17 protein-coding genes are annotated in these 13188 nt (G+C 70.0%); 7 read left to right on the forward strand and 10 right to left on the reverse strand.

What is annotated here, in order from left to right; translation table 11 throughout:
* Positions 1-15: 15 nt before the first annotated feature.
* From ACQP2X_RS46265 to ACQP2X_RS46290, 6 genes are all read right to left on the reverse strand, one after another.
* On the reverse strand, positions 16-633 hold the full coding sequence (locus ACQP2X_RS46265) for a MarC family protein (RefSeq protein ID WP_498692535.1): 618 nt from the start codon (positions 631-633) through the stop codon (positions 16-18).
* A 52-nt stretch (positions 634-685) separates the two neighbouring features.
* Positions 686-1537 carry a PHP domain-containing protein gene (locus tag ACQP2X_RS46270; protein ID WP_498692536.1) on the reverse strand — a complete coding sequence of 284 codons (852 nt, stop codon included), beginning with the start codon at positions 1535-1537 and terminating at the stop codon, positions 686-688.
* A 70-nt stretch (positions 1538-1607) separates the two neighbouring features.
* A complete protein-coding gene (locus ACQP2X_RS46275; protein WP_498655605.1) occupies positions 1608-2447 on the reverse strand; it encodes a PH domain-containing protein in 840 nt (279 codons plus the stop codon).
* A 9-nt stretch (positions 2448-2456) separates the two neighbouring features.
* On the reverse strand, positions 2457-2615 hold the full coding sequence (locus ACQP2X_RS46280) for a hypothetical protein (RefSeq protein WP_166661190.1): 159 nt from the start codon (positions 2613-2615) through the stop codon (positions 2457-2459).
* A 130-nt stretch (positions 2616-2745) separates the two neighbouring features.
* The gene (locus ACQP2X_RS46285; RefSeq protein ID WP_498692537.1) at positions 2746-3381 is read right to left on the reverse strand and encodes a DUF6758 family protein; all 636 of its coding nucleotides are present in this window, start codon (positions 3379-3381) and stop codon (positions 2746-2748) included.
* Positions 3382-3490: 109 nt separating this feature from the next.
* Entirely contained in the window at positions 3491-4123 is a 633-nt protein-coding gene (locus ACQP2X_RS46290; protein WP_498692538.1) for a TrmH family RNA methyltransferase, read from the reverse strand.
* Positions 4124-4511: 388 nt separating this feature from the next.
* Here ACQP2X_RS46290 and trxA point away from each other — a divergent pair, with 388 nt between their 5' ends.
* The 4 genes from trxA (at position 4512) to ACQP2X_RS46310 (ending at position 7827) form a co-directional block, all read left to right on the forward strand.
* Complete coding sequence (trxA, locus tag ACQP2X_RS46295; RefSeq protein ID WP_097318692.1) at positions 4512-4874, forward strand: thioredoxin; 363 nt, start codon at positions 4512-4514, stop codon at positions 4872-4874.
* A gap of 108 nt (positions 4875-4982) precedes the next feature.
* A complete protein-coding gene (locus ACQP2X_RS46300; RefSeq protein ID WP_498692539.1) occupies positions 4983-6872 on the forward strand; it encodes an intein-containing Rv2578c family radical SAM protein in 1890 nt (629 codons plus the stop codon).
* Between the two features lie 19 nt (positions 6873-6891).
* Positions 6892-7299, forward strand: coding sequence for a CoA-binding protein (locus tag ACQP2X_RS46305; RefSeq protein ID WP_498692541.1), 408 nt, complete (start codon positions 6892-6894; stop codon positions 7297-7299).
* 63 nt (positions 7300-7362) lie between these two features.
* A complete protein-coding gene (locus ACQP2X_RS46310; protein ID WP_498692542.1) occupies positions 7363-7827 on the forward strand; it encodes a DUF4190 domain-containing protein in 465 nt (154 codons plus the stop codon).
* 52 nt (positions 7828-7879) lie between these two features.
* Here ACQP2X_RS46310 and ACQP2X_RS46315 read toward each other — a convergent pair whose 3' ends face one another.
* The 3 genes from ACQP2X_RS46315 to ACQP2X_RS46325 all read right to left on the reverse strand — a co-directional run bounded on the left by ACQP2X_RS46315 (position 7880) and on the right by ACQP2X_RS46325 (position 10436).
* Positions 7880-8695 carry an SDR family NAD(P)-dependent oxidoreductase gene (locus ACQP2X_RS46315; RefSeq protein WP_498692543.1) on the reverse strand — a complete coding sequence of 272 codons (816 nt, stop codon included), beginning with the start codon at positions 8693-8695 and terminating at the stop codon, positions 7880-7882.
* A 109-nt stretch (positions 8696-8804) separates the two neighbouring features.
* Complete coding sequence (locus ACQP2X_RS46320; protein ID WP_498692544.1) at positions 8805-9425, reverse strand: hypothetical protein; 621 nt, start codon at positions 9423-9425, stop codon at positions 8805-8807.
* A gap of 96 nt (positions 9426-9521) precedes the next feature.
* Positions 9522-10436 (reverse strand): DMT family transporter, encoded by a 915-nt coding sequence (locus ACQP2X_RS46325; RefSeq protein ID WP_498692545.1) that lies wholly within the window; start codon positions 10434-10436, stop codon positions 9522-9524.
* A 137-nt stretch (positions 10437-10573) separates the two neighbouring features.
* On the opposite strand from ACQP2X_RS46325, the gene ACQP2X_RS46330 reads away from it, so the two are divergent.
* Together ACQP2X_RS46330 and ACQP2X_RS46335 are read left to right on the forward strand one after the other, a co-directional pair.
* Positions 10574-11284 (forward strand): HAD family hydrolase, encoded by a 711-nt coding sequence (locus ACQP2X_RS46330; RefSeq protein WP_498692546.1) that lies wholly within the window; start codon positions 10574-10576, stop codon positions 11282-11284.
* 4 nt (positions 11285-11288) lie between these two features.
* Positions 11289-11786: a hypothetical protein gene (locus tag ACQP2X_RS46335; protein WP_498692547.1), complete on the forward strand. Its 498-nt coding sequence runs from the start codon at positions 11289-11291 to the stop codon at positions 11784-11786.
* Positions 11787-11795: 9 nt separating this feature from the next.
* Here the strand turns inward: ACQP2X_RS46335 and ACQP2X_RS46340 are convergent, their stop codons facing one another.
* Positions 11796-12722 carry a helix-turn-helix transcriptional regulator gene (locus ACQP2X_RS46340; RefSeq protein WP_498692548.1) on the reverse strand — a complete coding sequence of 309 codons (927 nt, stop codon included), beginning with the start codon at positions 12720-12722 and terminating at the stop codon, positions 11796-11798.
* A 104-nt stretch (positions 12723-12826) separates the two neighbouring features.
* On the opposite strand from ACQP2X_RS46340, the gene ACQP2X_RS46345 reads away from it, so the two are divergent.
* Positions 12827-13180 (forward strand): VOC family protein, encoded by a 354-nt coding sequence (locus tag ACQP2X_RS46345; protein ID WP_498692549.1) that lies wholly within the window; start codon positions 12827-12829, stop codon positions 13178-13180.
* Positions 13181-13188: the final 8 nt, after the last annotated feature.

Here is a 13188-nt window from a genome sequence, read left to right on the forward strand (position 1 = left end):
ACGACAGAAACGCGGTCAGAAGGCCGCCGCGTACATCTCCACGAAGGCCGCCACCGCGTCCGCGATCAGCTGCACCGCGATGGCGGCCAGCAGCAGGCCGGCGATGCGGGTCAGCACCTCGATGCCGGCCGGGCGCAGCAGCTTGACGATCACGCCGGAGAAACGCAGGACCACCCAGACCGTGATCATGACGAGCAGGATGCCGATCGCGATCACCAGGTATTCGTCGAAACCCTCGGCACGCTGCACGAACAGCATGGTCGCGACGATCGCGCCCGGTCCGGCCAGCAGCGGCGTGCCGAGCGGCACGAGCGCCACGTTGCTGGTGCCGCCCTGCTCGGCGGGCTCGTCCGTCTTGCCGGTGAGCAGCTGCAACGCCACCAGCACGAGCAGCAGGCCGCCGGCGCCCTGCAGGGCCGGCAGCTGAACGTGGAGATAGTCGAGCAGGGTCTGCCCGGCCACCGCGAACCCGACGATGACGCCCAGCGCGAGCAGCACGGCCTGCGAGCCGGCCCGCACTCTGTCCCGGGCCGACATCGTTCCGGTCAGCGCGAGGAAGACCGGCACCATGCCGGGAGGGTCGACGATCACCAAGAGGGTCACGAAGACCTCGCCGAGGAACTTGAGATTCACCCGAACAAGGTAGGTGGCCAGGCCCTCGGCCCGCAGTTCGGTGCGTCCAGCGTCACCCCAGGACAGCTACGCCCGTGGCGGCGGAGACGATTTTCTCGTACGCCGAGGGAGCCGTCAGGAACGCGCCCAGCCGCACCGTCTTGTGGGTTCCGTGGAAGTCCGACGATCCGGTCACCACCAGTCCGAGACTCTCGGCGAGGGCCCGCACGTGCGCCCGTTCCTCCGGCGAATGGTCCTCGTGATCGGCTTCCAGCCCGAACAGCCCGGCCTCGGCCAGCTCGACGATCAACCGGTCCGGCACGACACGCCCGCGCACCGTGGCCCGCGGATGAGCGAAAACGGTCACCCCACCAGCCGCCCGCACGGCCCTCACGGCCTCGAAGACATCAAGGTCTGATTTGGGTACGAAGTAACGCGCGCCCAGCCACTGTGAATGGAACGCCTCGGTCGTCGTCCGGACGAGCCCGGCCCGGATCAGCGCCTGGGCGATGTGCGGCCGGCCGACCGAGCCGCCGGCCGCGTAGCCGTGCACCTCTTCCCAGGTGATCGGCACCCCGTCGGCCGCCAGCCGGTTCACGATCTTCTCGGCGCGCTGCTCCCGGTCGGTGCGCAGCCGGGCCAGGTCGCCCGCGAGCCGCGGCTCGTCCGGGTCGAAGAGATAGGCCAGCATGTGCAGCGCGATGGGCGGCTCGGCGCCGTGCCAGCGACAGGACAGCTCGGCCCCTCGCACCAGTTGCAGCCCCTCGGGCCGGGCGGCGGCGGCCGCCTCCCATCCGCCCGTGGTGTCGTGGTCGGTGATCGCCATGACGTCGAGACCGGCCTCCGCGCCCGCCCGGACCAGCTCAGCGGGTGTCAGAGTGCCGTCGCTGGCGGTCGAATGGCAGTGCAGATCGATTCGGGTCACCTGAGAACGCTACCGGCCGCTGGTTGCGGGCTGCCTCCCGACAGCCCGATCCGTACGTCACACACCACGGCTAGGCGTCGTCGCCTTCGCTGTCCTTGCCGAGACGGGCCTCGACGGCCTGCGGCTCGTACATCTCCTCGACCACCCGCAGGTAGAGCTCGTTCGGGTTGGGCAGATATTTGACCTCGCGCAACGCCTGGTCCTGGCCGGCCGACTCGAGAACGAAGGTGCCGTAGCTGAGCATACGGCCGAGGGCCGACTGCTCGTATTTCATGTCGGTGACCCGCAACAGGGGCATCATGGCCACCCGGCGGGTGACGATGCCGTTGACGACCATGACCCGCTTGTTGGTCAGGATGAACCGGTCGAAGTACCAGTCGAAGACCTTCCAGGCGACCCAGCTGATCACGCCGAGCCAGATCAGGACGGCCACGGTCACCAGTCCGGTGACGTTCTGCCGGGTCAGGAAGCCGGCCAGGTAGCCCAGCGCGAGGGTCGCGCCGGCGCCGATGCCGAGCGGGCCGGTGAGGCTGATCCAATGTCTCTTCCACTCACCGCGGTAGCGCTCGGTGGGGAAGAGGTAGCGGGCGACCAGTGTGGTCGGTTCATCCTCGAGGGGCAGCACCCTACGTGGACCGCCGCCGCCCTCGGGACCGAGGCCCGCGAGTTCGTCCTCGGTGATGACGGGCGGCTCGTACTCGTCGCCAAGGTCGCCGTCGGAGGCGTAGCCGGCGCTGGGCGAATAGCCGGCGTCGGGTGAGTAACCAGGACCGTCCGAGGCGCGGCCCCGCCGGGCGTAGGCGGAGACGTCGTCGTACGCCTCGTCGTTGTACCCGTAGTCGTCGTCGTCCTCGGGAGGGCGGCCTGCACCCTCGCGTCTAGGCTCATGCGGCTCAGCAGGACCACCCATGTGGTGATGCTAAGCGACGAGGTTCGTGAAGAACGTGCCGAAGCCCCGGGCAATATCGGCGATCGTGCCTCCGAGTGACTCGAAGACCGATGCGGCCGAGTTCGGGTTGAAGGCGATGAAAAAGATCAAGAACGCGATACCAAGCCAGGTCAGAACCTTCTTGATCATGGCGAGCCTTCTCCTGTGGGTGCGGGTGACGGTCAGCGCCGCGGCAGTACTGACGGTATCAGCTTCGTCGCTCGGTGTGAACAATGTGGCCGAAAAGCCGATACCGTCTCCGCAGGTCAGGGCCCAAGTTTCAGGCTTTCCCGTGCAGACACGGTGACGGCGCTCCGTACACGAGCTCGGACGGCACCCCCTCGGAGAGATCGTGCAGCACGACGTGCTCCGCGAGGAAGTAGCCCGCGCTTGCGGGCCACGCTACCGCATAGAGCCACATTCCTTTCGCCTCACTCACGTACGCGCTTCGATCCTCCGGGGACTTGACGCACCACAGTGGAGTGGGGTGTCCGGCCGCCTTGATCTTGGCGTGAGGTCCAGGATGGCCACTCGGATCGGCCAGCGCCTCGGCGATCAGATATCCCGGGTCGATGCCCGGAATGCCGGCGAATCTGGTGCCCAGCCCGACGCCCGGCTGCTCGGCGATGAGCATGACGTCGGCCGGCCCGCCGGCCAGCGGCTCGGGGCCGCTGCAGGCGATCGCGGTGGCCCGCACGCCCCGGCGATCGTCGCCCGCCCAGCCGGCCCCGGTGACCATCCACCCGGCCGGCAGCGGCCACGGGCACCAGAACGGCACCTTCTCGGGCGAGGAGCTCTGCCGGCGCAGCATGCTGTCGACGATGTCGGCGTTGATGTGCTCGGCCACATGGAAGGGCGGCACGTCGCCGCAGTTGTCACAGCGCCAGTCGCTGTGCATCAGGTCCGGCTTCCGCACCTGTGCACCACACCTGGGGCAACTCACTGTGACACCCACATCCACTACCGTGCGGCCCGCGCGGTCCCTCGTCAAGCGGATCCGCAGAACCCGGACGTATCAGCGAGATTCACCCGGGCGGGGGTCCCGCGTGCGCGCGAACCCAGGCGTGCATCGCGATGCCACTGGCCACCCCGGCGTTGATGGAGCGCGTGGAGCCGTACTGGGCAATCGAGAAGAGCTCCGAGCACGCAGCCCGCGCCGTCTCCGAGAGGCCCGGCCCCTCCTGGCCGAACAGCAGCACACAGCGCCGCGGCAGAGTGGTGGTCTCCATCGGCCGTGAGCCCGGCAGGTTGTCGATCCCGATCACCGGCAGATCCGCCGCGGCCGCCCAGCCGGCGAACTCCTCGATCGTCGGGTGGTGCCGCACGTGCTGATAACGATCGGTGACCATAGCGCCGCGACGGTTCCACCGTCGTAACCCGACGATGTGCACCTCGGCCGCGAGGAAGGCGTTCGCGTTGCGCACCACGGTGCCGATGTTGAAGTCGTGCTGCCAGTTCTCGATCGCCACATGGAAGCCGTGCCGGCGGGTGTCCAGATCGTCGACCACGGCCTCGCGGCGCCAGTAGCGGTAGCGGTCGACCACGTTGCGGCGATCGCCGTTGGCCAGCAGCTCCGGGTCGTAACGCTCGTCGGTGGGCCACTCGCCGGGCCACGGGCCGACGCCCACTTCGGCGGACTCGTCCTCACCGATCATCATGGGCGGTCACGGTACCGATCAGACCCGGGACGCAATGAACGGCGGGGCCCTCCCCGGCACCCGCCGTCCACGCTTTGTGCGGCAAGTCTGCCTTACCGTCCGTATCTGTGTGAAGGATCCTCAGGTGTGACCCAGCTCACATTTAGGTTTGTTGCCTATTACCGTGGGCGACAAAGATCTCCCAGACCTGTGACAAATGGGACGTCACGAGTTGCTTAGTTAACCGGAGCGTTCCCCTCACCTATCGTTACGATGGGTGGCCTACGGCCCACCCCGTGTCCCGAATTCGTGCTGTAGACCACGTGTCATCCGCCCCCGGGGCGGGAATGGCGAGTGGGACGGATGGGTTTCACCGCACGAAAGCCAATTTCCCGTGGACGGAGACATCATGGCGACGGTTGCGCTGACCGCTGAGAACTTCGACGAGGTGACCGGCAAGGACGGAATCGTCCTGGTCGACTTCTGGGCTAGCTGGTGCGGGCCGTGTGTCCGCTTCGCTCCGACCTATGAGCGGTCCTCGGAGAAGCACGAGAACATCACCTTCGGCAAGGTCGACACCGAGGCCGAGCAGGCGCTCGCCGCCAAGTTCGACATCCGCTCGATCCCGACGATCATGGCCGTCCGCGACGGCGTCATCGTCTTCTCGCAGCCCGGGGCGCTCCCCGAGTCGGCTCTCGAGAACCTGATCGAGCAGGTCGAGAAGCTGGACATGGACGAGGTGCGCCAGCAGCTCGCCGCGCACAGCCACTGATCACGTAGACACCTCGAAAGCCCGCCGCCCGTCAAGGGCCGGCGGGTTTTTCGTTGGTACGCGTGTTCGACTGGACAGGCGGATCGAACGCGTGTTCGAATATCCGCCATGCGATGGTCCAACCTGTCGGTGACAACCGACGGCGGCTCGCTCCTGGACAGGGCAGCGCCGGCGGCTCCACCCCTGCCGCTGGCGCTGCCCGGCGCCACCGTCCGCACGTTCGACACCCCCGGCTTCGCCGGCATGACGTTCTACGAGATCCAGGCGAAAAGCCTGATCAACCGGGTGCCGGGCGCCTCGCGGGTGCCGTTCGAGTGGACCGTCAACCCCTACCGCGGGTGCTCGCACGCCTGCTCCTACTGCCTGTCCGGCGACACGCCCGTCCTGATGGCCGACGGCACCAGCCGCCCGCTGTCCGAGCTGCGCCGGGGCGACGCCATCATGGGCACCATGGGCGCCGGCGCCTGCCGGCGCTATGTGCCAACCACCGTCCTCGACCACTGGTCGACCACGAAACCGTCCTTCCGGGTCACCCTGGCCGACGGCACCCGGCTGGTCGCCAGCGGCGACCACCGCTTCCTCACCGCCCGCGGCTGGCGGCATGTCAGCCCGGCCGAGGCCCACCAGCCCGCACTGGCCATCGGCGACCTGATGTTCGGCGTCGGCCACTTCGCCGAGCCGCCCAAGGAGACGCCCGACTATCAGGCCGGCTTCCTGTGCGGGCTGGTCCGCGGTGACGCCGCCGGCCTCGACCGGGCCCGGGATCGCGCCGAGCGCTACCTCGAGGACGTTCCGCTGCACGAGGCGCTGCGCTGGCCCGAGATGCCCACCGACGGGTGGCGCCGGGGCTTCCTGGCCGGGGCGTTCGGCTCGGTGGGCCGCGCCGACCGGCTGGCCATCTCGTTCAGCAGCGCCGACCGCCAGTTCCTGAGCCGGGTGACCGAGGCGCTGACCCAGCTCGGCCTGCCCAACCGCGGCCCGGTGCGGGGCAACGGCGTCGTCGAGCTCGACCGTGACCTCTGGGCCGCTCTGCGCTTCCGCCACCTCACCGGGGCCGAGGGCGCGCCGCTGGACGCCTCCGGGGTCGGCGTGCGGGCCGGGCGCCAGCTCGCCGTCGTCGACATCGAAGACCTCGGCCTCACGCTGCCGCTGTTCGACATCACGACCGGCACGAGCGACTTCATCGCCGACGGCGTGGTCAGCCACAACTGCTTCGCCCGGCACACGCACAGCTATCTCGACCTCGACACCGGGCACGACTTCGACTCCAAGATCGTGGTGAAGGTGAACGCGGGCGAGCTGATCCGCCGCGAGCTGGCCGCGCCCCGCTGGTCCGGCGCCCCGATCGCGATGGGCACCAACGTCGACGTCTACCAGCGGGCCGAGGGCCGCTACCGGTTGATGCCGCAGATCCTGGCCGCGCTGCGCGACCACGCCAACCCGTTCTCCATCCTGACCAAGGGCACGCTCATCCTGCGCGACCTCGACCTGCTGAAACAGGCGGCCGAGGTCACCCGGGTCGGGCTCTCCTTCTCGGTCGGCTTCGTCGACGAGCGGGCCTGGCGCGCTGTCGAGTCGGGCACGCCGAGCCCGCGGCGGCGGCTCGACGCGGTCCGGCGACTCACCGACGCCGGCTTCGCGATCGGCGTGCTGATGGCGCCCATCCTGCCCGGCCTCACCGACAGCGACGAGTCGATCGACGAGACCGTCGCCGCCATCGCGGCCGCCGGGGCCACCAGCGTCACGCCGCTCCCCCTGCACCTTCGGCCCGGCGCCCGTGAGTGGTATGCGTCGTGGCTGACCCGCACCCATCCCGAGCTCGCTCCGCGCTACCGGGAGCTTTACGGCAACGGCTCGTACTCTCCGCAGTCCTACCAGCAGGAGGTGGTGGCCCGGGTGCGCATGGCGGCCCGCCGTCACGGCCTGCACCGGGCCACTCCGGCCGAGGCCCGGGCGGTCGAGGAGGACGTACGGCCGCAGCAGTTGACTCTGCTGTGATCGAACTACAGTCGAGGGCATGAGGAGCGCACAAGAGATCCTGGCCGGGGCCAACGTCATCGCGGTGGTCGGCGCCTCGCGCGATCCGTGGAAGCCCTCGCACTCGGTGCCGCTGCAGATGCAACGTCACGGTTGGCGGATCATCCCGGTCAACCCGTACGCCGACGAGATCTTCGGGGTGAAGGCGTTCCGCAGCCTGGCCGACATCGACGAGCCGGTCGACCTGGTCGACGTCTTCCGGCCCTCGTACGACGCGGTCGACGTGGTGCGCCAGGCGGTCGCGATCAAGGCGCCGGCGGTGTGGCTGCAGAGCGGCATCGCCTCGGCCGAGGCCCGGCGCATCGCCGAGGAGGCCGGCATCGACTACGTGGAGGACCGCTGTCTCGCCGTCGAGCGGGCGGTCGGGCAGCTCACCAAGCTCAAATAGGTCACCTACCGTGTTCTCCCCTGTACCCCGGCTAGTACCGTGCCGGGGAACGAGGAGGACCTGATGACCTATCCCCCCGGTGGCACACCGGATCCATACCAGCCGCAGCAGCCCTACGGGCAGCAGCCATACGACCCGACCAGCGGGCAGCCGTACGGCTCTCAGCCGTCCAGCGGCCAGCCCTACGGCGCCCAGCCGTCCAGCGGCCAGCCGTACAGCGGACAGCCCGGCTACGGTCAGCCGTACGGCGCCCAGCCCGGCTACGGCGCGCCGTACCAGCCGGTGACCAGCACCAACACGATGGCGATCCTGGCTCTCGTGTTCGCGTTCGTCTTCTCGCCGGCCGCGATCGTGCTGGGGCACATCGCCAAGAAGCAGATCCGGCAGACCGGTGAGCAGGGCGAAGGCCTCGCCACCGCCGGACTGTGGCTGGGCTACATCTTCACCGCCCTGGGCCTGCTGGTCTGCATCGGCTACGTGATCATCGTGGTGATCGCCGTGGGCAGCTCGGCCACGACCTCGCCGTGACCCGCGCTGGTCTTTGTGCGCGCGTGCTCGCGCACAAAGACCACGCACACGGTCAGCGGAACTCGGCCTCGCGCACGCTGTTGCCGCCGTCCACCACGAGCATCTGCCCGGTGATGTAGCTCGCGGCCGGCGAGCACAGGAAGGCGATCGCCGCCGCCACCTCGTCCGGTGTGCCCGGCCGCCCGATCGGCGTACCCAGGCCCTGCTTGATCTCGGTGACCGTGGACGCCGCCGTGTAGATCGTCCCCGGCGCCACGCAGTTGACGTTCACCCCGTCGGCCACCAGCTCCATCGCCAGCGCCCGGGTCAGGCCGACCACCCCGGCCTTGGCCGCCGCGTACGCCGCCTCGGTCGGCAGCGCGTTGACCGGCCCGGCCGTCGCCGCCAGGTTCACGATCCGCCCCCAGCCCCGCTCGGCCATGCCGCCCTGGAAGGCGCGGCTGCACAGGAACGCCGTGCTGAGGTTCCGGTCGATCTCGGACTTCCACTCGTCGTACGTCAGCTGCGCCACCGGCCGCAGCACCTCGGGACTGGCCCGGCTGGCCAGGCCGGCGTTGTTCACCAGCACCTCGACGTCGCCGAGCTGGTCGGTGATCGCGTCGGCGAGCGCGCCCACCTCGGCCTCGTCGGTCAGATCGGCCACGAACCCGGTCACTCCGAGTTCGGCCGCACGCTCATGAATACGCCGCGTGGTCGACACGATGGCCAGCCGGGCCCCGAGATCCCGGAGCCGCCGTGCCGTCGCATAGCCGATCCCATCCGGACTGCCGGCCCCCGTGACCAGGGCAACCTTGCCGTCCAGGCGCAGCGTGACCGGCGCCTCTTCCGGTTCCGTCGCTTCCACGTCGATCCCCATCTCACCAGACATCCGAAACCGGCTATCCCGCGCGGCCCTCACGCTCCGCGCCGATGACCCTGCGGCGATCCTGCCCCGTCCATTCACCCAGAGCAAACATCACCCCCGTCGTGGCGCACTCTCAGCCGTGCGGCAACGGGCGGACCGGTCCCTCCTCGATGAACAGGAGCGGGGCCCGGGCGCCGTAGCGGGCCGGCAGCTCGAGGCGGGCCCGGTCGAGATCGCGGGTGCCGATCTCGACGCCGGCGCCGTCGTGGCGGGCGCCGATGGAGACCAGGCGGATGCCCCGGTGGGTCCAGAACTGGATGTCGGCCAGCACGCGGTCGTGCCAGAACGCGAGGTCGGTCGCCGAATGGCCGGCGTCGCGGACGACGACGCAGGCGTTCTCGGCGGCCCGGCGGATGAACTGGTCGAAGGCCGCCGACGGCACGCGGTAGACGATCGCCCGCACTTTCTCCTGGTCGACCTCGAGCCCGGCGTAGCTGTCGGCGAACTCGGTGCGCCCGCCGCGGTCGACGCGGTCCATGGCGGCCTCCAGCTCGGCCGGGGTGGCCGGCATCAGCAGGCCGGCCATCGGCAGGTGCTCGGCCCGGCGGTGGAACTCGCAACCGGCCGTGCTCCAGCCGCCGGTCAGGCCCGGCCGGTCGGCCGGCTCGTCCTCCGGCTGCTCGCCGCATCCGGCGATCACGAGGACCGCTCCGAGAGCCGCCGCCAGTCCGACCAGGAATCGAGCGCGGTACATCGCATTCCCCCTCTCTACCCCGGCCCGGCACTGCCCGCCAGGCGAGACCCGCAGGGCTCAACGAACGAAAGCCGCGAACCGCGCAATCGGGGAATGTCAGTCGGTCAGCACGGGGTCGACCGTGGGCCGGTTGGACCGGGTGGCGCCGAGGATGACCACGACGACGCCGAGCAGGAGCAGGGCCAGGCCCGGCAGGGCGGCCGGGCGCGGCGCCTGACCGAGCCAGAGCCAGGCGAGCAGGGCGGCCCCGGGCACCTCGAGCAGGATCAGGACGCTGACGGTGGTGGCCGACGTGCGCTGCAACGCGTAGTTGAACATCGAGTGGCCCAGCAGCTGGGCGCCGGCGACCAGCGCGAGGATCGCGGCCCAGGTGTGCGCGTCGTAGCCGCCGAGCTGAATGCCGGAGACGAGACAGACGATCAGGAGCAGTACGGCGCAGACGCCGTAGCAGATCCACGTGTACGTGGTCGTGCTCAACGTGGCCCGGGCCTGCTCGCCGAGCGCGGTGTAGACGGCGGCGAATATCGCACCGAACAGGGCCAGGACGTCGGCCAGGACCGCCTGGCCGGACACGCCGACGTCGGCGCCCGTGGCCCAGGCGGCGCCGGCCACGGCCAGCACGATGCCCGCCCAGCCGGCCATCGACGGGCGGCGGCCCTGCGCCAGCGCGATCAGGCCCTGCCAGACCGGCTGCGTGGCCACCAGCGCCGTCGCCGTGGCCACCGAGCCCAGCTGGACGCTCGGCATCCACGTGGCGAAGTGGGCGGCCAGCGCCACCCCGGCCAGCACGCCGAAGAGCACCGCGCGGCGGGAGGCGCCCCTGATCTCGGATCGCCTGGGGCCGTACGTGATAGGTGTCAGAGCGACCGTCGCCAGGAAGTTGCGCCAAAAGGCGATGGCCAGGGCCGGAGCGGCCGCGAAGGCGATCAGCGGCGCCGAGGAGGAGACCGCGAGGACGGCCACGACCAGCGCGGCAACCGACCCGTTCACGCGCGATGAGGGCTTATTCATCCCCGGCCGTCGCTTCTTGCGGACTGGTAGACCACAGTTCATCGACGCCTATTGAACTGAGAGTGACGCTGTCGTTACAGTCACCGAGGTTTCGCATGACCCCTTTGAACCCCTGATGCCTCGGAGGCTGATTCACCATGCCCGCATACCGTGCGGTCGTGTTCGACTTTTTCGGCACACTCACCCGCTCGGTCCAGCGCGGACCCCAGCACGCCGAGATCGCCCGGGCCCTCGGCGCCGATCCGGAAGCGGTCCGCGGTGTGCTGGACCGGACGTTCCGGGCTCGCGCCCGCGGCCGGTACGGCTCCGCGGAAGCCACCCTACGGTGGGTCATCGAGCAGGCCGGGGGCCGCCCCCTCACCGACCAGGTGCGGGCCGGGGTGCCGGCCCGGATCGACGCGCTCAAGGCGGACACCCGGCTGCGTGAGGACGCGGTCAGCGCCCTCACCGCGATCAAGCGCCGGGGCCTGTCCACGGCGGTGATCAGCGACTGCACCCACGAGCTGCCGGCGTTCCTGCCCAGCCTCCCGGTGGCGCCCCTGCTGGACGCGACGATCTTCTCCGTACGCCTGGGCGTCTGCAAACCCGACCCGCAGATCTACCTGGCCGCATGCGACGAGATCGGCGTCCCGCCCGGCGAATGCCTGTACGTGGGCGACGGCGGAAGCCACGAACTGACCGGCGCCGCCGCGGTCGGCATGACACCCGTCCGCCTGGCCGCCCCCGACCTGGCCAACCACCTCACCTTCGACGCCGACACGAACTTCGCGGGCCGCACCGTCCGCTCGCTCACCGAGATCGTCGGCCTCGTCGACCACGCCCGGGCCGGAGAACCGGCACTACGATGACGCGGTGACTTCACCGCTGCTGGACGAGGCACTGAAGAAGGCGGCGCTGGCCTGGATCTCCGTGGGGGACGGGCCGGCGCTGGCCCTGTGGTGCATGCCGCTGGAGGGCACGCTGATCGTGGTCAGCGGCCCCGGCGAGCAGTTCGCGCCCGGGCTGGCCGAGGCGGCGACGGCAACCGTGCGGCTGCGCGGCGACAACGGAGGCCTGATCCTGGTCACCGAGGCGACGGTGGCGAGGCTGGCGCCGGGCAGCGAGGAGTGGGAGACGGTGGCTCCCCAGCTGGCGGTCAAGAGGCTGAACGCGTCCGGCACGGCCGAGCAGGTGGTGGCCCGATGGGCCGAGACGGGCTGCGCGGTCGTACGGCTGACGCCGACACCCGACCAGACCCCGATCAGCCGCCCCGACCTGCCCAAGGACTCGGGCGCGGCCCCGCCCCGAGAGACCCCGGCCCGGGTCGAGGTGACCCGCCCGTTCCGCCTGCACAAGGTCCGCAAACGCTGACCTCAGAACTCAGGGCGCATAGTGATGGGCCAGGTCGGCGGCGAGGGCACGGAGATGAGCCCTGACGCCGCTGGGGGCGTGCACGGTGACGGCGTTCCCGAACGGCAGCAATGCGCGCACGTCCTCCAGCCGAAGGAAGCGAATTGTCACCTTGTGCCCGGTGGCGGATTCTTCCTGGCCGTCCCGGACGAGTCGTGGGCCGAAAATCCGTCGCGCCCGCTCCATCTGGGACTGATCGATGGTGGCGCTGACCTCTATCGCGTGGTCGTGTGCCCACTGATCAACGAGCGCCGCGGCGACCGTGGCGAGGGTCTGGTTCCCGCGGATCCGCCGCGGCTGATCGACTTCCCTCCAGGTCGTGATCCGTTCGAGTCGGTACATCCGGGGCACGCCGGCACAGTCGGCGACGAGATACCAGACGCCGGCCTTGGCGACCAGGCCGTAGGGATCCACGACCAGGTCGCGGGGGCATGACTCGCGGGAGCTGTCGTACTCGATCCGCAGCCGGCGACCTCGCCGCACCGAGCCGATCAGAGAAGCCGGAGTCGGGCCGGACGCCGGCGTCTGGAGCCAGGGACGGCTGTCCACGTGCACCACTTCGGTGAGCGGCAGGAGCTCCTGACCGCGACGCGACCGCCTATCGGCGATCTTGGCGAGCGCGCGCCGGCTCTCGGCCGATGCGTCGAGCTCCGCGCGTTGCTTCTCATCCAGCCCGATGAGCGAGAGATGATCACGCTCGCCAGGGGTGAGCCGCGTGAGGTCGAGCCCGGACCCGGGCAGCATGGTCACTCGTCCGAGACGGCCCCGGTGCGCGGTCACCGGCAGACCGGCATCGCGGAGCCAGTTCAGGTCCCGGGTGACGGTTCGCAGGGAGACCCCGAGCGCCGACGCGAGGTCCTGCGTCGTCGCGCCCTCCCTCGGTTCCAGAAGCAGCATCAGAGCGAAGAACCGGTCCGGGGTCACCCGCCGAGTTTTCCAAAGAATTGCGACACGATGTGGCGCATATTCCGGCCAGGCTGGTCGACATGACCAAGTCCGTCGTGTCCATCGTCTATGTGAGCGACGCTCCCGCCGCAGCCCTTTTCTACGGCGACCTCCTCGGTCTGAGCCCCTCGCTCGAGACTCCGGAATATGTCGCCTTCAGCCTCGGGCCGGGCGCCGACCTCGCTCTGTGGTCCGGCCGGTTCGACAATCTGTCACCGGACGTCCCGCGCACCGGTGAGGTGTGCCTGGCCATCGGCGGTGGACGACCTGACGAGATCGACGCGATCTTCCGACAGTGGCAGTCCAAGGGGGTCACGATCCTGCATGAGCCGCACGATGCCGGGTTCGGGCTGACCTTCCTCGCCGCCGATCCGGACGGGAACCGTATCCGTGTCGCGCCGAAGGACTGACCAGCCGG

Origin of the sequence: Actinoplanes sp. CA-131856, assembly GCF_050956135.1 — a bacterium.
In the GTDB taxonomy this organism is placed as follows: domain Bacteria; phylum Actinomycetota; class Actinomycetes; order Mycobacteriales; family Micromonosporaceae; genus Actinoplanes.